We start from the raw sequence: 19,806 nt of genomic DNA on the forward strand, positions 1-19,806 counted from the left end.
CTCGGGCTCAGCCGAAAGGTTTTCGGACACGGCAGGGGAGACCGCAGGAGAGCCAGCCGACTCGGCCCGCGCGGACTCGATCAGCCCTGGCGATCCACCGGTGGTGGCAGCCCGCTCTATCACGTCCACGATCGCGGTTCCTCTCCGTACTCAGTCGCTTACGGGGTTCACTCGCTTACGAAAACCTAGGTTGCGATGATTTACACAGGAACGGGACGGCATAGCGCTGATCGGTGCGCGCTCCACGGTAAGCGGTCACTGGAGTTCGCCCGGACTGATCAGCCCCACCGAAGGGCACTTCTCCGTCTTGAGAAGTGCCCTTACTCTGCCGATGACGCCCGTAGGACTGTGAGGGGGCGCAAATGAACACAATCGGTTCCCAGGGCTCTCCTGTTACAGGTGACGTCTGGGAGCAGCAGGACATGAGGGACGCGCTGGCGGCCCGGGACATCAGCTCGGTGTACCGGTTACTCCGCCGTCACGGCGTGTCCCAGCGCCAGATCGCGGCGCTTACGGGTCAGTCGCAGTCCGAGGTCTCGGAAATCCTCAAGGGTCGCCAGGTCATGGCCTACGACGTGCTCGCGAGGATCGCCGACGGCCTGAATGTCCCGCGCGGGTACATGGGTCTCGCCTATGACGAGGCCACCGCGGTGAGGGTCGCCGCCAACACGGACGACCCCCAGGCTGAGGAGGAAGAGTCGGTGAAGCGTCGGAGGTTCCTCGCGCACGCCGCAACCGTGACCATGGGAGCCGCCGTGCTCGGCGCGGACTCCGGGTCGTGGGTTTCTCATCCCATCCAGACTCCGGCCCCGGGCAGAATCGGCATGACGGACGTGCGGCAGATCGAGGCCGCGACCAGAGCACTGCGCGCCCTGGACTACCAGTACGGCGGCGGCTCCTGCCGGGACGCGGTGGTGGCCCAGCTGTCCTGGGGCCAGCAGATGCTGGGCGCCCAGGGCACCGACGTGGTCAAGGAACGGCTCTACGTGGCCCTGGCCGACCTGCACAACCTGGCCGGCTGGACCTCGTTCGACACCGGCCTGGTCGACTCGGCCCGCACCCACTTCGGGCGCGCCCTGGAACTGGCCAGGCAGGGCAACAACGACGCCCTGGTCGCCAACGTGCTCTACCGGATGGGCCGGGTGTACTTGCACCAGAACGAGCCCGACGACGCGCTCAAGCTGTTCCAGCTGGGCCAGATCGCCGCGCAGGAGTCGGGTTCGGAACTGGCGGTGGCCGTGCTGTGCGCCAACGAGGCGTGGGCCTACGCCAAGATGGGCCGCGACGACCAAGCGCTGAAGCTGCTCGGCCGGACCAGGGACGAGTTCGCCAGGGCCGACGTGCCCAACGCGCCCGGCTGGGCCAAGTTCTTCGACCAGACCGACCTGTCGGCGATGATCGGCACGGTGCACACCGAGCTGGCGCAGACCGTGGACGTGAAGTACACGCGCTTCGCCATCCCGGCGCTGACCAAGGCGATCGACGCCTACGGCGAGGACATGGCCCGCAGCCGCTCGTTCAACCTCACCTCGCTGTCCACCAACCACCTGTTGGAGGGCGACATCGACCACGGGGCCAAGGTCGGCATCCAGGCCGTCGACCTGGCCGAGGACCTGAAGTCGGTGCGCACCAAGGACCGGATGAGGCCACTGCAGAAGGAGGCGGAGCGGCGCCGGAACAACCCGGACGCGCGTGACCTGGCCGAGCGCATCGCCAAGTTCACCGCGGCCTGAGCCACCCCGACCCGCCCACCTTCCCAGCCATCCCGGCAGGAAGCCATGACCGCGGTACCCACTGCCGACCCACCCGGCCAGCAGCACGTCGGCACGGCCGGGGCCAGGCACGGCGCCAGCGTCTCGGGGCGCGGTGGCGCGCGTGAACCGGCCGTCGCCCCCGGCCGGTTCACCCTCGACAAACTGCACGCGGCCCTGGCGCGGATCTGTGCCGGCGCCGGCCTCGACCACCGCGGCGCCACCCTGCTGCGGTTCACAAACAACGCGGTGTTCCAGCTGGCCAGCCACCCCGTGGTGGTGCGCATCGTGGGCTCCGTGGCCCTGCGCCACCGGGTGCGCAAGGTGGTGCGGGTGGCGAACTGGCTGGCCGAACACGACGTGCCGGCCGTTCGGCTGCTGCCCGGTGTGGCACAGCCGGTGCGGGCTGGCGAACACCTGGCCACGCTGTGGCTGACCGTGCCGTCGGGACACCGCCGGGCCGACGGCCGCGACCTGGCCGTGCTGCTGCGCCGGCTGCACCGGCTGCCGCCCCCGGACGGCCTGCCACCCTGGCAGCCCCTGGACGACGTGCGCCGCCGGCTGGCCGATGCCGAGGAGCTGGCCGCCGAGGACCGGGAGTTCCTGGAACGGCGGTGCGCCGAGATCGAGACCCAGCTCGCCGAGCTGCGGTTTCCCCTGCCCCCGGCCGTGGTGCACGGCGACGCGCACGTGGGCAACGTGATCCTGGGGCGGCACGGTCCGGTGCTGTGCGACTTCGACTCCACCTGCCTGGGCCCGCCGGAGTGGGACCTGACCGCGCTGCCGGTGGGCGTGGCCCGGCTCGGTCACCCCAGCCAGTGGTACCGGCAGCTGGTGGCCGAGTACGGCTTCGACGTCACCGGGTGGTCCGGCTACCCGGTGCTACGCCAGGTCCGCGAGCTGAAGCTGACCACCAGCGTGCTGCCGATCCTGCGCAGCAACCCGGCCGTGCGGGACGAACTCCACCGCCGCCTCGCCGACTTCCGGGCCGGCAACACCTCGTCAACCTGGTCCCCCTACCGGTAGCGTTGCGAATCGCCGCACCGCCGGCTGGTAACACTGGCTGGTCGGAGAGCGACGAAGGCAGCATCGGGGCGCATCCAATCGGACTTCTGGCGGTGCGATTGGGCGCGGGCGGCGGAAACCTCTGTCTGACATTCGGCCACCCGTCCGGCGCGGCGACTGCTGAGTACCCGACGCCCGCATGGCGTGAACGTGGTGGCGAGGTGAACTGTTACGGTGACCGGGTTGGCTAGTGCGTTTGGCTTACGACGTTGGCGTGCCAGGCGGGCCCTGCGCTCCGCTCGGATGCTCGACGAGGTGGTGGACACGCAGTTACCACTGCTGGTCGGCTTCTCCGAAGCGCGCCGTCGCAGAGCCGCTGACTACCTGGCCGAGCTGGTGATGCTCGCGCAGGCGTACCGGCACTACGCGGCCGGCTGGATCGACAGCCGGGAGTTGGACCGCCGCGGCCAGGCCACCATGCTGCGGCTGGAAGAGCTGCGCCAGGGCGCGGCCAGCCGGCAGTTCACCGAGCAGGACTGACCTTTGGGCGCGTAACGGCGAGATAACCGGAGGGTAATCAAACAGACTCGGAGCGTGATCGAATATCCGGTGAGCGGTACTTCCCAAACGGTGACCGGTTGGGAACGGGTGCCGGCACGCCGAAGTCACCGCCGAGGAACACCCCGTTCACCAGCTCGCTCCGCCGCGCCACCGGCCACCCGCGCACGCCACCGCCAGCCGGTCCACCAGCATCAACCCGCCCCGCCAACCACGCCTCCGCTCCGCCCCGCGCCGAACCGGGTGACCAGGGCCTTCCTTCCCGGTCAGGCCACCGGCGCCCGGGACAGCACCACGGCCAGGCCGAACGCCAGGCCCATCACCACCATCTCGAACGCGGCCCAGCCCAGCAGCGCCGTGACCTGGTGCCGGACGATCCTGGGCATCAGCCGCCACCGGATGTGCCCGCCCAGGGCGGCCAGCACGGCCGCGCACCCGATCTTGCCGAGCAGCACCAGGCCGTACCCGGTGGTGACCAGCGAGGCCGGCAGGTGCACCACCGGGTTGACGGCCAGTTCGATCAGCCCGTTGACCAGCCCGGTCACCGCGACCAGCACCAGGCACAGCGTGGCCAGCCGGGAGAACCGGGGCAGCACCGAGGCCAGCAGACCCCGGCGGAAGGCCACCAGGCCCACCACCGCGGCCAGCCCGCCCGCCCAGGCGGCGGCGCCCAGCACGTGCAGCTCCATCGAGATCATCGTGAGGTCGTGGTACTGCCAGTTGGACGCGTGCCCGGTCAGCGGCATCGGCAGCAGACCGCACAGGGTGAGCAGAATGCGCAGCTCAGCGGGTACCGACTCGCCGCGCCGCACGGCCAGCACGCCGACCAGCGCGGCGCAGACGGCCAGCCCGGCGCTGAGCAGCAGGCCCTTGCCGGCGGCCACCTCGGCCACGTAGGCCAGCACCGCCCCGGTGGTCAGCGGCTGGTCCGGGCGCACCTCCGCGGCCTGCAACACCACCGACACCAGGGCGGCCACCGCCCACACCCCGGCCGCCACCACCGCGGCCGGCCGGGCCACGCGCATGATCGGCTCGGTCTGGCCGGGCCGGTCGAAGCCGAGCAGCTTGGGCAGCAGGCTCAGCCCCACCGCCACCGCCGCTGACAGGTCCAACAGGGTGCGGACCAGGGGAATGCCGAACCGGACCACCGTCCCCGGCTGCACCAGCCCGGCGACCGGGCCGGCCGCTGACGGCGTCACGACCACCAGGGCCATGCCGACCAGCACGCCGGCCACTCCGCCGAACACGGCGCAGTAGACCAGGGGATACCTGGTGGGGACGGTGGTCCGGGCCGTGGTCATCGCTGGTCGTCTCCTGGTCGCTCGCCGGACGTGTCCCCGCCGCCGGAAGCGCCCGCGCGCAGGGCGACGGCCAGCCCGCCACCGAGCAGCACCACCGCGCCCACGATCCACGGCCACACCGGCATGCCGCCGCCACCGCCCGCGTCCGAGCCGGTGGCCGCGGCCGTGGTGCTGGCCTGTGACGGGGGTGCTGGCGTGCCGGTGCCGGCCGTGGTCAGGGTGAACTTCACCGAGGCGTACACGGGGTGGCCGTCCGCGGACAGGATGCGGTAGCCGACGGTGTACTCCCCGGCCGGACCCAGGGGGAGCACCGGGGTGGTCACCACGTTGTTGCGCACGCTCGGCGGCCCGGCCTCCCAGTGGGTGTTGTCCGGGCCCACCACGGTGACCGTGTTGAACTCGCCCTGGACCGGCTGGTCAAAGGTCAGGGTCACCTGCTGCGGTCCGGTCTGCACGGACGCGCCGTTCGGCGGATCACTGCTGACCAGGACGTTGTGCGCGAGTGCCGGGGTGGCCGTGCCGATCACGGCGAACCCGGCGAGCAGGAGAACAGCCAGCGCGCGCCTCATGCCGAACGCCTCCGGGCGCGCAGCACCGCGCCCGCGCCGAACCCGAGTCCGAGCGCACCGACCACCAGGCCGGCCCCGCCCAGCCAGCGCGCCGTGGTGTCAGTGCCACCCGAGGCTGACTGGTTGTTGGTCGCGGTGGCAGTGGCACTCATGGTCTGCTGTGTGCCGTGGTTGTCAGACTCGCCGGCCACCAGCTTGACGACCGGTGCCGGGTGTTCCGGCTCCTCGGCGCCGGCCGCGGGCGGCTGGGCGTCCCAGTTGACCACCTCACCGCTGTCGTAGGTCTGCTTGGTCGGCATGACCAGCTGGTCGACGTCATCGGGCAGCGGGCCGAGTGACAGGTCGAACTCGTTGAACTGGTCGGGCTCGATGCGGGTGCCCTGCTCGGCCGTCCAGCTGACGGTGCGCACCGCCTCGGTGATCTGCGCGCCGTGCGACTCGATCGGCTGGTCCAGCGGGGCCTTGACCACCTCGGCGCGCCAGCCCGGCACCGGCTTGGGGCGGACCGAGGTCATCGGGTGGTCGGCGGGCAGGGAGACCTCGATCTTCACCGTGCCGCTGTCGGGCCGCTCGTTGGGCACCCGGAAGGTGATCTTGGTGTAACCGCCCTTGGTCGCCTCACCGGGATTGGCGCTGACGTGCGCCAGGGCCGGGGCGGCGGTGGCGAGCACGGTCAGACCGGCGACGGCAAGCGCGCCGCCGGCCCGGGCCAGCAGACGGCCGGGGCGATGGGTGATGGACATGTGCTTCTCGCTCCTGATCGAAAAGTCGGAACCCCTGGTCGCCGGCGGCCACGCCCACCGAACACCCCAACGCCTCTCGATCGCGCCAGACACACAGGCCAGTGGACAGACATCGTGGTGACATCAAGATCCAGCCTGCGGTGCACGACCAGCGTGGGATGCCCGACGGGCCCGTGACGAGGACCCACCGCCAGTAACCGGCTGACACCAGCACGTGCCTGTGGACAACTGGGCGCGTGCGATGGGCTGTCAGCCGGGCCGGCGCGCCCCGCCACCGCGAGCGGATCTGCCCCAACCTGGCGTGACCAGGCAGAACAAGACCCGTGCCGGTGTGGACAGGCCGCGACAGGGATGTGGACAGCTTGTGGATAACCCTGTGGACACCTGTGGATGGCCACGCGCCGCACCACGATCAGGAACCAGTGCCGAACGGTGTCATCAGCCCTGGTCAGCCCCCGCCCTCCCAGGGGGGCGTCCCCTGGACCAGCCTATCCGCCGCAACCAGCGGGGAGGAGGACGTGCGTCGAGCCTGTGGATAACTCGGGGGGCTGTGGATAACTGGGGTGGGTGCGGGTGGTGGCCATCCGCCGGACGGGTGGTCCTCGGCGCCGGTGGGCCCGGCGCAGCAACACGTCGAGTGCGCTGCCGGAGCCGGCCCGAATGGCGGGGATCGCGGACAGCCGCAGTGGGGCCCAGGCCGGCGGCGGGCACAGCCGCCTCGGCAGCAGCAGCGCCAGGGCCGCCGCGATGGCGAACACCGCTGTCTCCGCCCTGGCCAGCAGCAACGCCGTGAGCAGCGCTGCCAGCACGTGTGCCAGGGTCATCCACCCGGAGCTGGCGGTCAGACCGGGCACGTCGGTGCCGGTCCCGGGGGAGGCGGTGGTGGGCGACGCGGTCACGGGGGGCTCGGCCGGGTGGTCGTGGCCGAGCAGGGACAGCAGCACGTGCTGGCCGACCTGGGACGCGCCCAACGTGGCCGCGATGCCGATCAGGCCCTGACGCCGGTCGGCCACGGCGGTGCCGGCGCCGGCCAGGGCCACCGTGAACAGCACGGGCAGGCCGACCTCGGGCAGGGCGCCACCGGCGAGCCCGTGCGCGGTGACGGTCAGTGCCGCGGAACTCACCGCGAGCAGCCCGGCCCGCAGCGCGCGGTGCGCGCCCCGGCCGCTCGCTGCTCGCCTGGTCACACCGGTCGAGCCTAGGCGACCGGGCTGAGGTGGTGGAACGGCCCTTTGGACGGTGGTGAGTGGTCTGTTTTCCCCACAGAACAGTTGCTTAGCGCAAGTGTTCCAAATTTTTATTTTACCTGGTCATAAGGTGCGGAACTGCCGCCTGGGCGCGCAGCGCGGGTTGCCTCGTTCGGCCGAATGGGCAACGGTGGTTCTACAGCCGGCGGGACGCGGGGCGGCCACGCATTGCCTGATTGACCACCTCCGTGCCGCCGTTGCCGCTGTCGAGAGGAGGTCGCGCCAACATCGGGCGCGTGGTGTGGTGACGAGGCAATCCACGGAAACCAGGGCAGGCCAGAGCAACCCCACAGCCGCGGCGCGGGAGGAGCCGTACACACCTCCACCAGCAAGGGCCGACCGGCCCGGCACCACCGACCGAGTCGTGTTCGGGGTGGCCGCCGCCGTGGCCGTCGCCTTCGTGGCCTGGGGTGTCCTCGGCGCCGACTCGCTCGGGTCGGTCGCCGACGCGGCGCTGGGGTGGATCATCGCCAACCTGGGGTGGGCCTTTGTCCTGGTCTCCTCCGCGTTCGTGGTGTTCGCCCTGTGGTTGGCGCTGAGCCGCTACGGGAAGATCCCGCTGGGCCGGGACGACGAGAAGCCGGAGTTCCGCACCGTCTCCTGGGTCGCCATGATGTTCAGCGCCGGTATGGGCATCGGTCTGATGTTCTACGGCGTTAGCGAGCCGCTGGCCCACTTCGTTACACCCCCGCCCGGCACCCAGCCGGCGGATGTGGGCGAGGCCACAGAGGTGGCCATGGCGACCACCCTGTTCCACTGGACGCTGCACCCCTGGTCGATCTACGCCGTGGTCGGCCTGGCCATCGCCTACGGCAGCTTCCGGCGCGGTCGCAGCCAGCTGATCAGCGCCGCGTTCGCGCCGCTGCTGGGCACCAGGCGGGTGCGGGGGCCGGCCGGCAAGACCATCGACGTGCTCGCCATCTTCGCCACCCTGTTCGGCTCGGCCGCCTCGCTGGGCCTGGGTGCGCTGCAGATCGGCAGCGGACTGCGCGCCGCCGGCTGGCTGGGGGAGACCGGCACCGGCCTGCTGGTCACCATCATCGCCGTGCTCACCGTGGCGTTCGTGGCCTCGGCCGTGTCCGGGGTGGCCAAGGGCATCCAGTGGCTGTCCAACATCAACATGGTGTTGGCCGTGGTGCTGGCCGTGTTCCTGTTCGTGGTCGGCCCGACCGTGCTGATCCTGAACCTGGTGCCCACCTCGATCGGCGAGTACTTCCGCGACCTGGCCGCGATGGCCGCGCGCACCGCGGCCGCCGGTGGCGACGGCACCGAGACCTGGCTGTCCGGCTGGACGATCTTCTACTGGGCCTGGTGGATCTCGTGGACCCCGTTCGTCGGGATGTTCATTGCCCGGATCAGCCGGGGCCGCACCATCCGCCAGTTCGTCGGCGGCGTCATCGTGGTGCCCAGCGTGGTCAGCCTGATCTGGTTCGCCATCCTCGGCGGCACCGCCATCGACGTGCAGCGCGGCGGCACCGACCTGGCCGGCCAGGCCAGCCAGGAGGCCCAGCTGTTCGGGCTGCTCGACCACTTCCCACTGGCCGCGGTCGCCGGCGTGGTGGTGATGGTGCTGGTCGCCATCTTCTTCGTGTCCGGCGCGGACGCCGCCTCGATCGTCATGGGCACGCTCTCCCAGAGGGGCTCGATCGAACCCACCAAGCGGGTGGTCGTGTTCTGGGGTGTGCTCACCGGCGCGGTCGCCGCGGTCATGCTCGTCGTGGGCCAGAAGGACGCCCTCACCGGGCTGCAGAACCTCACGATCATCGCGGCGCTGCCGTTCATGGTGGTCATGGTCGGGCTGTGCGTGTCACTGGCCCGCGACCTGCGCAGCGACCCACTCGTCCGGCGGGAGGAACGCATGGCTCAGGTGCTCGACGAGGTGACCGAACAGCTCGGTGACGTGCTCGCGGTCAGCGACACCACGGCCGCGCCGCCGGTCGAGGGCTCGACCGGTGCGGCAGCCGGTGACGGCACAGCGGCTGGCGACACCGGCGAGGCTGACGTCACCGGTGACACCGGTGACGTGGACGGCACCGGCGGCGCGGACCGGCCGGCGCGCACCGCCTCGGCGCACGTGGAGCGGGGCCGGGCCGTGCTCCGGGTGCCCCCGCACGTGGTCCAGGCCGAGCAGCAGGTCGCGGAACGCAGACGGCCATGAGCTTCTGGGACTACGTGGGGTCGCGGTGGGCCCAGCTGCTCACCGACGCCTACCTGCACGCCAGCGCGGTGGTCCAGTGCGTGCTGCTGGCCACCGCGATCGGCGTGCTGCTGGGCATCGCGGTGTACCGCAGCCCGGTCGGCTCGACCGTGGCGACCGCGCTGACCAGCGCGATCCTCACGATCCCCTCGTTCGCGCTGCTCGGGTTGCTGATCCCGCTGCTGGGCCTGGGCGTGCGCCCGACCGTGACCGCGCTCGTGCTGTACGGGCTGCTGCCGATCGTGCGCAACACCATCGTCGGCCTCGCCGGCGTGGACCGGGCGGTCACCGACGCGGCGCGCGGCATCGGCATGAGCCGGCTGGGTGTGCTCGGCCGGATCGAACTGCGCCTGGCCTGGCCGGCGATCCTGGCCGGCATGCGGGTCAGCACCCAGATGCTGATGGGCATCGCCGCGATCGCCGCGTACGCCAAGGGGCCCGGCCTCGGCAACGTGATCTTCAGTGGGCTGTCCCGGGTCGGCAGCGCGAACGCCGTGAACATGGCACTGGCCGGCACGGTCGGCGTGGTGGTCCTGGCCCTGGTGCTGGACGGGATCTACGTGCTGATCGGCCGGCTGACAACGTCAAGGGGGATCCGTGGCTGAGCGAGCGGACACCACCGGGACCAACCCCGGTGGCGGAGGCGGCGGCGAGGTGAGCGGGGTCGACATCGTGCTCGACGAGGTCACCAAGCACTACCCCGGCACCGCCACCCCAGCCGTCGACCGGGTCAGCATGACCATCCCGGCCGGGGAGATCGTGGTCTTCGTCGGCCCGTCCGGGTGCGGCAAGACCACCACCATGCGGATGATCAACCGGTTGATCGAGCCGAGCAGCGGCCGGATCACCATCGGCGGGCGGGACAACCGCTCGCTGGACGGCGACAAGCTGCGCCGCAACATCGGCTACGCCATCCAGCAGGCCGGGCTGTTCCCGCACCTGACCGTCGGGCAGAACATCGGCGTGGTGCCCGGGCTGATCGGCTGGGACCGCAAGCGCATCGCCGAGCGGGTCGAGCAGATGCTCGACCTGGTCGGCCTGGACCCGGGCCAGTTCCGGGACCGCTACCCGCGCCAGCTCTCCGGCGGCCAGCAGCAGCGCGTCGGCGTGGCCAGGGCACTGGCCGCCGACCCGCCCGTGCTGCTGATGGACGAGCCCTTCGGCGCGGTCGACCCGATCACCCGGGGGAACCTGCAGGACGAGCTGATGAGCCTGCAGGCCGAACTGCACAAGACCATCGTGTTCGTCACCCACGACTTCGACGAGGCGGTCAAGCTGGGCGACCGGATCGCGGTGCTGGGCAACCAGTCGCGGATCCTGCAGTACGACACGCCCGAGGCGATCCTGGCCAACCCGGCCGACGACACGGTCGCCGGGTTCGTCGGTGCCGGTGCCTCGCTCAAGCAGCTCACCCTGCGCCGGGTGCGGGACGTGCGGCTGGGGGACGTGCCCACCGCACTGGTCACCGAGTCGCCCACCGAACTCCGGCAGCGGCTGGGCCCCCGGCGCGGCCGGGTCGGCCTGGTGCTCGACACGCGGCGCCGGCCGCTGCGCTGGGTGTCCGGCCCGGACCTGGCCGTGGCGCGCACCCTGCACACCGCCGGGCGGGCGGTGGAGGACACCGTCACCACCCAGTCCACGCTGCACGACGCGCTGGAGGCCATCCTCACCGACGCCAACGGGCTGGCCGTGGTCACCCGGGGGCACGGCGAGTACGTCGGGGTGGTCGACATCGACACGGTGATGGCCACCATCCGGCAGTTGCGTGAGGACTACGGCGAGGACGACGGCGGTGACGGCACGGACGGCACCGGCGGCACCGGCGGCACCGGCGGTGGGGCCGGGGGCGGGGCCGGGGCGCCGGCGGCCGGCGGGCCGGTGGAGTTCCGGTCATGAGCACCACGTTCACCGCCGACTCCGGCTCGTCGCGCGCGGACCGGTTCCGGCTGTTCGGCCAGCCCGTGGCCGTGCTGCTGGTGCTGGCCGGGGTGCTGTTCTGGGCGTTCACCCGGGAGCTGGACGACATCGAGCGGCGCAACATCAACCTCACCAGCCTCTTGGACCACACCTGGCAGCACGTGCTGCTGACCGTGGCGGTCGCGGTGATCGTGGTGGTGGTGGCCGTGCCGCTGGGCGTGGTGCTGACCAGGCCGTGGGCCAGGGCGGCGGCCCCGGTCGTGCTGGCCGTGGCCAACATCGGGCAGGCCGCGCCCTCGGTCGGCCTGCTGGTGCTGTTCTTCCTGGCCACCAGCGCCACCGGGTTCTGGGTGGCGGTGCTGCCGCTGGCCTTCTACGCGCTGCTGCCGGTGCTGCGCAACACCATGCTCGGCCTGCGCCAGGTGGACCGCACGCTGATCGACGCCGGGCGCGGCATCGGCATGTCCGCGGTCGGCGTGCTCGGCCGGATCGAACTGCCCCTGGCCGTGCCCTACATCCTCGCCGGCCTGCGCACCTCCCTGGTGCTCGCGGTGGGCACCGCCACGCTGGCGTTCTTCGTGCAGGGCGGCGGTCTCGGCGTGCTCATCGACACCGGCTACAAGCTGGGCCGGCCGGCGATCCTGGTGGTCGGCGCGGTGCTGGCGGCCGCACTGGCCCTGCTCGTCGACTGGCTCGGCGGCCTGGCCGAGCAGCTGCTGGGACCACGGGGGTTGCGATGAGACGGCGACGTCGGCTGCTCCGGGCCAGCGCCCTGCTGCTGGTCGCGGCGGCGAGCGCGGTGCTCGCCGGGTGCGGCCTGTCCTCGGGTGCGGCCGTGCCGCTGCGGGTCGGCCCCGGCTCGATCACGCCCGTCCGTGAACTCGACGGGGTGGAGCTGACCGTCGGCTCCAAGGACTTCACCGAGAACATCGTGCTCGGCTACATCGCCGAACTCGCGCTGGAGGCGGCCGGCGCCGACGTGCAGGACCTCACCAACATCCAGGGCTCCAACAGCGGTCGCAACGCACTGCTCGGCGGCCAGATGGACCTGTACTGGGAGTACACCGGCACGGCCTGGATCAGCTACATGGGACACACCAACCCGATACCCGATCCGCAACAGCAGTTCGACGCGGTGGCCAAGGCCGACGAGGCCAACGGGATCGTCTGGACCGCGCTGTCCCCGCTGAACAACACCTACGCGTTCGCCGTGAACCAGGACGCCGCCGCCCGCTACGGGCTGAACAGCCTCTCGGACATGGTGCGGGTGGTGCACGAGGACCCGAGCGCGGCCACGTTCTGCCTGGAGACCGAGTTCGCCAACCGCAACGACGGCTTCCCCGGCATGCAGCAGGCCTACGGGTTCAGCGTGCCGCCCGAGGCCGTGAAGATCCTGGGCACCGGCGCGGTGTACCCGGCCACCGTCGAGGGCCGCACCTGCACCTTCGGCGAGGTGTTCACCACCGACGGCCGCATCCTGGCGCTGAACCTGAAGGTGCTCGACGACGACAAGAAGTTCTTCCCGCAGTACAACGCGGCCGTGGTGGTGCGCAAGCAGGTGCTGGACCGCTACCCGCAGATCAGCCAGGTGCTGGACCCGATCGCCAGGCGGCTGAACAACGACGTGATGCTGCGGCTGAACGCCGAGGTCGACGTGAACGGCCGCGACCCGGCCGACGTGGCCCGCGACTGGCTGGTTCAGGAGGGCTTCGTCAGCATGCCCTGACCAGCGGTGTCAGCGGTGTCAGCGGTGTCAGCGAGGGCGCGGCCGGGGCCGCGCGGTCCGCGCCGGTGCCGGCCGCCGGCAGGTGCTCGGGCAGGCCGAAGCGGGGGAACAGCTCCGGGGTGAAGAAGCTGACCACGTGGCTGACGCCCGCGCCGGTGACGGTGAGCACGTGCAGGCAGAACGGCCGGTGGCCGCCGTCCTCGGCGCGCAGGTACAGGCCGAACGCGGGCTGGCCGTTGGCCCGGCACGGGATCAGCCGCAGATCGCCAGGGCCCCGGGCCGGGCACTGGGTGTCGACCAGCGTGCCGATCTGGTCCGGGCCCCGGTACCAGTCGGCGAACGGCGGCATCTCCCACACCGCGTCCGCGGTGAACAGCGCCACGATCGCGGGAATGTCCTTGGCCTCGAACGCGGCCACGTACCGGTCGAGCAGTTCGCGCTCGTGCGCGGCGGTGGGTTCGCTGACCGCGTCCCGGCTGGGCGCGGCCTGGTCGAGTTGCGCCCTGGCGCGCTGCAGCATGCTGTTGACCGCCGCCGTCGTGGTGTCCAGTGCCTCGGCCACCTCAGCGGCCCGCCAGCGCAGCACGTCCCGCAGGATCAGCACGGCGCGCTGGCGCGGCGGCAGGAACTGCATGGCGGCCACGAACGCCAGCCGGATGCTCTCCCGCGCGGTGACCACCGCGGCTGGGTCGGCCTGGTCCACGTCGATCGCGGTGTCCGGGACCGGCTCCAGCCACGGCACCTCGGGCAGGTCCACCGGGGCCTCGGTCGGATCGGAACCGGGCCGGCCGAGACCGGTCGGCAGCGGCCGCCGGCCGCGGCCCTCCAGCGCGGTCAGGCAGGTCCTGGTCGCGATCCGGTGCAGCCAGGTGCGCAGCGACGACCGCCCCTCGAACCGGTCGTAGGCGCGCCACGCCCGCAGGTAGGTCTCCTGGACCAGGTCCTCGGCGTCGTGCAGCGAGCCCAGCATGCGGTAGCAGTGCGCGAGCAGTTCCCGCCGCAGCGGGTTGGCCTGCCGCAGGAAGTCGTCGGCACCCCAGCTCTGCCCGGGCTGGACCTGGTCACCGGGGTCACCACGGCTCTCCCCAGGCTGCGCGGTGGTCGACATGACCGCTCTCCCCTCTGCCGTTTTCCCCAGCGCCGTTCTGCCCAGCGCCGTTTTCCCCAGCGCCGTTTTCCCGAGCGCGCCGTTCTCCCCTTGGGCCGCGTCGGCGGCACCCGGGGCCGACCGGCTCGGACAGCCCCGGCTCGGTTATAGCGGTGGGCACCGACAAAACCCGGCGTGACACCGAACCGCCCAGGCGGAGGCGACCTGACCGCCACCGGATCGGGTGACTGGCCCGTGTCACACGCCGAGGTGGCGGAGCAGGTCGTCCTCGATCTGGTCCAGCTCGGCGGCGACCGCCCGGTGCGCCGGCCGGCGCCGGACCGAGGGCATCCGCTCGGCCGCGCGCACCGCGACCGCCAGCGTCTCCAGCCGGGCCTGGGCCTGGTCGGCGAAGGCCAGGGCGGCGGCGTCCGGGGCGGAGGGGGCCAGCCGGCCGGCCCGCAGCGCGGCCAGCACCCGCGACACCCCGGCGATGCGGGCGTGCAGCCGGGCGCCCCGGCCGGTGAACTCGGGCAGGTCCGCCACGGGCACGCCGAGCTGGCGGGCGCGGAACCGGTCGTAGCCGTCCCGGATCGTGCCGGCCGCGCGCACCGCGAACGGCAGCACCACCGGCGCGAGCGCCGGGCCGACCACCTTGGCGATGCCCAGCAGGTTGCGCACCCTGCCCGGGGTGAGGCGGCCACGCCGCGCCCCGGTACGCCTGTTGCCTGCTGCCATGGCTCCCACCTCCACCACACGCGACTGCCGACACCGAACAGTAGAACGATCAGTGACGCCGGGCACCGCGGACGCGCGGCAGGCCGCGACATGGGCCGGTGGTGGGCCGGGCCGTCGTGGGCTCGACATACCCTGGGCTGTGTGACGTCCAGAGTGCTGCTCGATGCCGGAGTTGTGACACGTTGCCGGCGGCGGGTGCACCTGGAGCACGACCCGGCCATGGCGGACGCGCCGCAGGCGCCGCTGGACCCGGTCGGCGCGCAGCGCAAGGCCGACGCCGTGGCGCACCGCCAGCTGGTCGCCGGCCAGTTGGCCGCGCTGGCCGGCGACGACTGGACCGAGATCCCCACCGGCGCCGACGTGTCCGCCGCCGACCGGGAGGCCGCCACCCTGGCCGCGTTACGCGCGGGCGCCCGGCTCGTGTGGGGCGCGCAACTCCCGAGGGACTTCGACGGCGGTCGGCGCGGTGGCATCGACCTGCTGGTCCGCGACGGCGACGGCTACGTGCCGGTGCTGGTGGTGCGGCACAAGGTCACCGACCGGGGCGCGGGCGCCCGCACCTCGCCACTGCACCACCTGGTCCACCTGGCGCCGGGTGGACGCGTGGACCCGGAGCGCAAGGTCCGGCCGCAGCCCCGCGACCAGCTCCGGCTCGCCCACGTCCAGCGGCTGCTGCAGGCCGCCGGGTTCGCCGCCACCGGCCGGGCCACCGGCGGCGTGGTCGGCATGGACGGCGACGTGGTCGTCTGGCACGACCTGGACGCGCCGACCTGGCCGGGCGGTCGCACCGCCCTGGACGAGTACGACACGCGGTTCGCCGACCGGCTGGCCGTGGCCGAGGCCGCCGCCGCCCGGGCCGAGCCGCTGGCCCGGCCGTCGCGGATCGTGGAGTGCCGGCGCTGCCCGTGGTGGCCGACCTGCGAGGCCGAGCTGACCGGCGGCCGGGACGTGAGCCTGGTGGTGCGCGGCGAGGACGCGGTGGTGCTGCGCAAGGTGGGCGTGGACACGGTGGACCAGCTCGCCGCGCTGGACCCGACTGCGGAACCACCGGCCGTGCTGGTCGGCATGCCCTTCCCGGACGCCGTGGTGCTGGCCCGCGCCTGGCTGCGCCAGCTGACCGCGATCCGGCGGGTGCCCCAGGTGCGGGTGCCCAGGGCCGACGTCGAGGTCGACGTGGACATGGAGAGCTTCGGCGACGCCGGCGCCTACCTGTGGGGCTGCCTGCTGTCCGGCGCCGACATCGGCGAACCGCACGGCTACCGGGCGTTCGTCACCTGGGACCCGCTGCCCTGCGCGGACGAGGCGCGTTCGTTCGCCGAGTTCTGGACCTGGCTGACCCGGGTGCGCGACCTGGCCAGGCGGCGCGGGCTGAGCTTCCGCGCCTACTGCTACAACGAGCTGGCGGAGAACCGCTGGCTGCTCGCCTCGGCCGAGCGGTTCGCCGGCCAGCCCGGGGTGCCGCGCATCGGCCAGGTCCGCCGGTTCATCGCCTCCGACGCCTGGTTCGACCTGTTCGGCAGCGTGCGCGACCAGTTCCTGTGCGCGCACGGCAAGGGGCTCAAGACCGTGGCGCCGCTCGCCGGGTTCTCCTGGCGGGACCCGGAGGCCGGCGGCGAGAACTCCATGCGCTGGTACCGCGACGCCGTGGCCATGGACGGTGGCGAACCCGACCACAGCCAGCGGCGTCGGCTGCTGGAGTACAACGAGGACGACGTGCGGGCCACCTGGGCGCTGCGGAGCTGGATGTCCTCCCCGGCGGTCCAGGACCTGCCCTACGCCGCCGACCTGTGAGCCCGGCCCGCCGTCGGACAGCGGTTCGCGGCCGGACCAGCGCAGGGGGATCAGCGCTGGGGGACCAGCGCAGGGAGATCCGCGCTGGGGGATCAGCGCTGTGGAGTCAGCGCTGGGGGATCAGCGGGGTGCCATGCGCAGCGCGCCGTCCATCCGGATCACCTCGCCGTTGAGGTAGTCGTGCTCGATGATGGCCACGGCGAGCTGGGCGTACTCCGCGGGCTGGGCCAGCCGCTTGGGGAAGGGCACACCCTCGGCCAGGCCGGCGCGGAAGTCGTCGGGCACCCCGGCCAGCATGGGCGTGTCCACGATGCCGGGCGCGATCGTCATCACCCGGATGCCGACCGAGGACAGGTCCCTGGCGACCGGCAGGGTCAGCCCCACCACGCCGCCCTTGGACGCCGAGTAGGCGGCCTGCCCGATCTGGCCGTCGAACGCGGCCACCGACGCGGTGTTGACCACCACGCCGCGCTGGCCGCCGTCCAGCGGCTCGGTGGTGGCGATGGCCGCGGCGGCCAGGCGCAGCACGTTGAACGTGCCGATCAGGTTGATCTCGATGACCCGGCGGAACACCTCCAGGTCGTGCGGGCCCTTCTTGCTGAGCACCCGGCCGGCCGTGCCCACCCCGGCGCAGTTCACCACGATCCGCAGCGGCACGCCGGAGCCGGCCGCGGTGTCCACGGCGGCGGCCACCTGCTCGGCGTCGGTCACGTCGGCCGCGACGTAGCTGACGCCGTCGACCGCCTCGGCCCGCTCCACCGCGGCCGGCAGGTCCAGCGCGAACACCCGCGCACCCCGCTCGGCCAGCGTCCGCGCGGTTGCCGCGCCCAGTCCGGAGGCGCCCCCGGTGACGACCGCCGCGGTATCCGTGATCTGCATGCCTCTCCCTCCTCACCACCACGAGGCGCAACTCCGCACCTCGTGCTGGCGCTGAGGTTAACGCTCGCTTATCGCGGGTGTTGTGGGGCTGTGGCCGGGCTTACTCACGGGTAACCGGGGCTGCCGGTAATCCCCCGGGCAGCCCCGGCCGCACCATCTCAGCGGCGCCCCGGCGGGCAGATCGAGTCGATCTGGATCAGGTCCTCCACGCTCGGCTGCCACTCACCGGCCCTGGCGTTGGCCCACACCTGTTCCGCGCTGGTGGCGCCGGCCATCACCGAGGTCACCGCGGGCTGCGCGGCCAGCCAGCCGATGGCCAGCTGCACCATGGCGATGCCGCGTTCCTCGGCGAACGCGCGCAGCTTCTCGATCCGGTTCCACGGTGCCTCGGCCAGCAGCCGCTCCCGCCCGGTCAGCCGGCTGGCCGGCGGCGGCTCCACGTCCCGCTGGTACTTGCCCGTGAGCAGGCCGTTGGCCAGCGGGAAGTACGGCAGCACCCCCAGGCCGAACCGCTCGCTCGCCGGCACCACCTCACGCTCGATTTCCCGCTCCAGCAGGGAATAGTGGTTCTGCACGGACACCGGCACGGTCAGCGACGCGGTGTTCGCGGTCCACACGGCGTCCGCGATCTGCCAGCCGGCCAGGTTGCACAACCCGACGTAGCGGATCTTGCCCTCGTGCACCAGGTCGTCCAGCACGGACAGGGTTTCCTCGAACGGCGTGGCCGGGTCCGGCCGGTGCAGCTGGTACAGGTCGATCCAGTCGGTGCCCAGCCGGCGCAGCGAGGACTCCACCGCCCGCCGCACGTACCGGCGCGAGCCGCGCGCGCCGAAATCCGGCCCGTTGACGCCCTGCATGTCCAGACCGAACTTGGTGGCGATGACCGCCTGGTCCCGTCTGTTCGCCAGGGCCTGGCCCAACAACTCCTCGCTGCGGCCCCGCGGCGCCCCGTAGACGTCGGCCACGTCGAAGAAGGTGATGCCGGCGTCCAGCGCGGCAGCGACCACGGTGCGCGTGCCCGACAGCGTCTCGGTGAGCGTTCCCGGGCGGCCCAGGTTGTTGCAGCCCATGCCCACCACACTGACAACCAGTCCTGATTCACCCAAACGGCGGTGCTCCACGGGAGGTGACCCTAAAGGCGCACCCGCTCCGCCGTCACATCCGCGTGCCCGGATCGCCCGGTCGGGGCCGGTCGTCCCCGCCCACCGGACGGGGCGGCGGAACAACCGTCGAGTGCGCGTCGGCGCGTGCGGGAAAAGGAATGGCCCCGTCCCCGAGGGCGGAGGACGAGGCCATTGTCGCGCCGACCGGGACAGGACGCCGAGATCCCGGTATGTCGGAGTCCTTCGAGGGCTGTTGTTGGCGACGCGAAAAAACTTTGGGCCGGACTTCGGAATCCCGGTGGGTCGAAGTCAACGGGGTCGGTCGGGAAAGATTTGTCGGCCGCCGCACTGGACGGCGGCCGCGGTGCGCCTCACCGCGCGTCGAGTGCCCGTCGGGGATTCCCGGCGGCGCGGCCGCCATCGGCGCTGGGACCGATGTGGCCGAGCAGCCCGCCGAGCAGCGTGGTCAGCGGGTCGGCCGGCTTGGGCTTCGGCTTCGCCTGACCGGACCCCTGCCCCTGGCCGGAGCCCTGCCCCTGACCCGCACTCTGCTGGCCCTGGCCCTGCTGACCCGAGGCCTGCCCGGAACCACCCGAGGCCGGCGGTGCCGCGGACCGCTCGCACTTCTCGGCCGGCCGCTCCGCGCGGACCAGGTGGGACGTGCTGGACAGCAGGTCGGTCTGGCCCAGGATGGCGGCGAGCGCCGGGCTGTCCTCGGCCAGTTCGGTCAGGTCCGGCCCTTCTCCGTCCGCGAAGGCGCCACTGGACTGAGCGTGCGCGAACGGGGACGAGGCACCGTCAAAGGGCACGTGGTCCACGCCCAGCGGAACCGTGACAGTGCGGTTGGTCGTGCCGTTGGCGGGCTCACTCGCGCTCGCTACGCCACTGAGGGAGACCATGACCATGGCGCCACCAATGGCAATGGCCAGTCCCTTAGTGATCCTCGTGAGTATCATTGTGTGAAGTCCCGTGTCCTTCGAGATGGTGTTTTGAGATGGTGTTCCGGAAAAAGCACGCGTCGGCCGACTCGCCATAACGTACTGCGGCTATCATTCGACGCCGCCGGATTCCGGACTTTCTCACCGCAAAGTGTGAAGTTGGAGTAATGGATGCGGAAGGCGGTGGTGTGGCAAATGGACACACCACCCGCCGGGCAACAGCGCGGCCCCGCACCGCACCCGAGCACCGCACCCG

At 72.2% G+C, this 19,806-nt stretch carries 18 protein-coding genes; 9 read left to right on the top strand and 9 right to left on the bottom strand.

Annotated features, from left to right (window positions below):
• Window positions 1-362: 362 nt before the first annotated feature.
• The 3 genes from LX83_RS30010 (at window position 363) to LX83_RS30020 (ending at window position 3,296) form a co-directional block, all read left to right on the top strand.
• The gene (locus LX83_RS30010) at window positions 363-1,733 is read left to right on the top strand and encodes a helix-turn-helix transcriptional regulator (protein ID WP_253777408.1); all 1,371 of its coding nucleotides are present in this window, start codon (window positions 363-365) and stop codon (window positions 1,731-1,733) included.
• Between the two features lie 45 nt (window positions 1,734-1,778).
• Entirely contained in the window at window positions 1,779-2,777 is a 999-nt protein-coding gene (locus LX83_RS30015) for a phosphotransferase family protein (RefSeq protein WP_253777410.1), read from the top strand.
• 282 nt (window positions 2,778-3,059) lie between these two features.
• Entirely contained in the window at window positions 3,060-3,296 is a 237-nt protein-coding gene (locus LX83_RS30020) for a hypothetical protein (RefSeq protein ID WP_253777412.1), read from the top strand.
• 284 nt (window positions 3,297-3,580) lie between these two features.
• Here the strand turns inward: LX83_RS30020 and LX83_RS30025 are convergent, their stop codons facing one another.
• The 4 genes from LX83_RS30025 to LX83_RS30040 form a co-directional block, all read right to left on the bottom strand.
• Window positions 3,581-4,615: a copper resistance D family protein gene (locus tag LX83_RS30025; protein ID WP_253777414.1), complete on the bottom strand. Its 1,035-nt coding sequence runs from the start codon at window positions 4,613-4,615 to the stop codon at window positions 3,581-3,583.
• Complete coding sequence (locus LX83_RS30030) at window positions 4,612-5,184, bottom strand: copper resistance CopC family protein (RefSeq protein ID WP_253777416.1); 573 nt, start codon at window positions 5,182-5,184, stop codon at window positions 4,612-4,614. Before LX83_RS30030 ends, LX83_RS30025 begins: the two co-directional genes overlap by 4 nt.
• Window positions 5,181-5,927 (bottom strand): YcnI family copper-binding membrane protein, encoded by a 747-nt coding sequence (locus LX83_RS30035; protein ID WP_253777418.1) that lies wholly within the window; start codon window positions 5,925-5,927, stop codon window positions 5,181-5,183. Before LX83_RS30035 ends, LX83_RS30030 begins: the two co-directional genes overlap by 4 nt.
• A gap of 488 nt (window positions 5,928-6,415) precedes the next feature.
• Window positions 6,416-7,114, bottom strand: a complete 699-nt coding sequence (locus LX83_RS30040) for a hypothetical protein (protein ID WP_253777420.1) — start codon at window positions 7,112-7,114, stop codon at window positions 6,416-6,418.
• A 424-nt stretch (window positions 7,115-7,538) separates the two neighbouring features.
• On the opposite strand from LX83_RS30040, the gene LX83_RS30045 reads away from it, so the two are divergent.
• From LX83_RS30045 to LX83_RS30065, 5 genes are read left to right on the top strand one after another with little or no spacing between them, the layout of a single operon-like run.
• Entirely contained in the window at window positions 7,539-9,332 is a 1,794-nt protein-coding gene (locus LX83_RS30045) for a BCCT family transporter (protein ID WP_407649695.1), read from the top strand.
• Window positions 9,329-9,976 (top strand): ABC transporter permease, encoded by a 648-nt coding sequence (locus tag LX83_RS30050; protein ID WP_253777422.1) that lies wholly within the window; start codon window positions 9,329-9,331, stop codon window positions 9,974-9,976. The genes LX83_RS30045 and LX83_RS30050 overlap by 4 nt, the downstream gene beginning before the upstream one ends.
• A 49-nt stretch (window positions 9,977-10,025) precedes the next feature.
• Window positions 10,026-11,267 carry an ABC transporter ATP-binding protein gene (locus LX83_RS30055; protein ID WP_253777525.1) on the top strand — a complete coding sequence of 414 codons (1,242 nt, stop codon included), beginning with the start codon at window positions 10,026-10,028 and terminating at the stop codon, window positions 11,265-11,267.
• On the top strand, window positions 11,264-12,028 hold the full coding sequence (locus LX83_RS30060) for an ABC transporter permease (protein WP_253777424.1): 765 nt from the start codon (window positions 11,264-11,266) through the stop codon (window positions 12,026-12,028). Before LX83_RS30055 ends, LX83_RS30060 begins: the two co-directional genes overlap by 4 nt.
• On the top strand, window positions 12,025-13,014 hold the full coding sequence (locus LX83_RS30065; RefSeq protein WP_253777426.1) for a glycine betaine ABC transporter substrate-binding protein: 990 nt from the start codon (window positions 12,025-12,027) through the stop codon (window positions 13,012-13,014). Before LX83_RS30060 ends, LX83_RS30065 begins: the two co-directional genes overlap by 4 nt.
• Here the strand turns inward: LX83_RS30065 and LX83_RS30070 are convergent.
• Together LX83_RS30070 and LX83_RS30075 are read right to left on the bottom strand one after the other, a co-directional pair.
• Window positions 13,001-14,122 (bottom strand): sigma-70 family RNA polymerase sigma factor, encoded by a 1,122-nt coding sequence (locus LX83_RS30070; RefSeq protein WP_253777428.1) that lies wholly within the window; start codon window positions 14,120-14,122, stop codon window positions 13,001-13,003. The genes LX83_RS30065 and LX83_RS30070 overlap by 14 nt on opposite strands.
• Window positions 14,123-14,359: 237 nt before the next feature.
• Entirely contained in the window at window positions 14,360-14,839 is a 480-nt protein-coding gene (locus LX83_RS30075; protein ID WP_253777429.1) for a DUF6474 family protein, read from the bottom strand.
• Window positions 14,840-14,980: 141 nt separating this feature from the next.
• On the opposite strand from LX83_RS30075, the gene LX83_RS30080 reads away from it, so the two are divergent.
• Window positions 14,981-16,630, top strand: a complete 1,650-nt coding sequence (locus LX83_RS30080) for a TM0106 family RecB-like putative nuclease (RefSeq protein ID WP_253777431.1) — start codon at window positions 14,981-14,983, stop codon at window positions 16,628-16,630.
• 120 nt (window positions 16,631-16,750) lie between these two features.
• On the opposite strand, the gene LX83_RS30085 is transcribed toward LX83_RS30080, so the two are convergent.
• From LX83_RS30085 to LX83_RS30095, 3 genes are all read right to left on the bottom strand, one after another.
• Entirely contained in the window at window positions 16,751-17,509 is a 759-nt protein-coding gene (locus tag LX83_RS30085; RefSeq protein ID WP_253777433.1) for an SDR family NAD(P)-dependent oxidoreductase, read from the bottom strand.
• Between the two features lie 158 nt (window positions 17,510-17,667).
• On the bottom strand, window positions 17,668-18,579 hold the full coding sequence (locus LX83_RS30090) for an aldo/keto reductase (protein WP_301329133.1): 912 nt from the start codon (window positions 18,577-18,579) through the stop codon (window positions 17,668-17,670).
• 404 nt (window positions 18,580-18,983) lie between these two features.
• Window positions 18,984-19,517 (bottom strand): hypothetical protein, encoded by a 534-nt coding sequence (locus LX83_RS30095; RefSeq protein ID WP_253777436.1) that lies wholly within the window; start codon window positions 19,515-19,517, stop codon window positions 18,984-18,986.
• Between the last annotated feature and the right edge of the window lie 289 nt (window positions 19,518-19,806).

It is taken from the genome of Goodfellowiella coeruleoviolacea (assembly GCF_024171785.1).
In the GTDB taxonomy this organism is placed as follows: domain Bacteria; phylum Actinomycetota; class Actinomycetes; order Mycobacteriales; family Pseudonocardiaceae; genus Goodfellowiella; species Goodfellowiella coeruleoviolacea.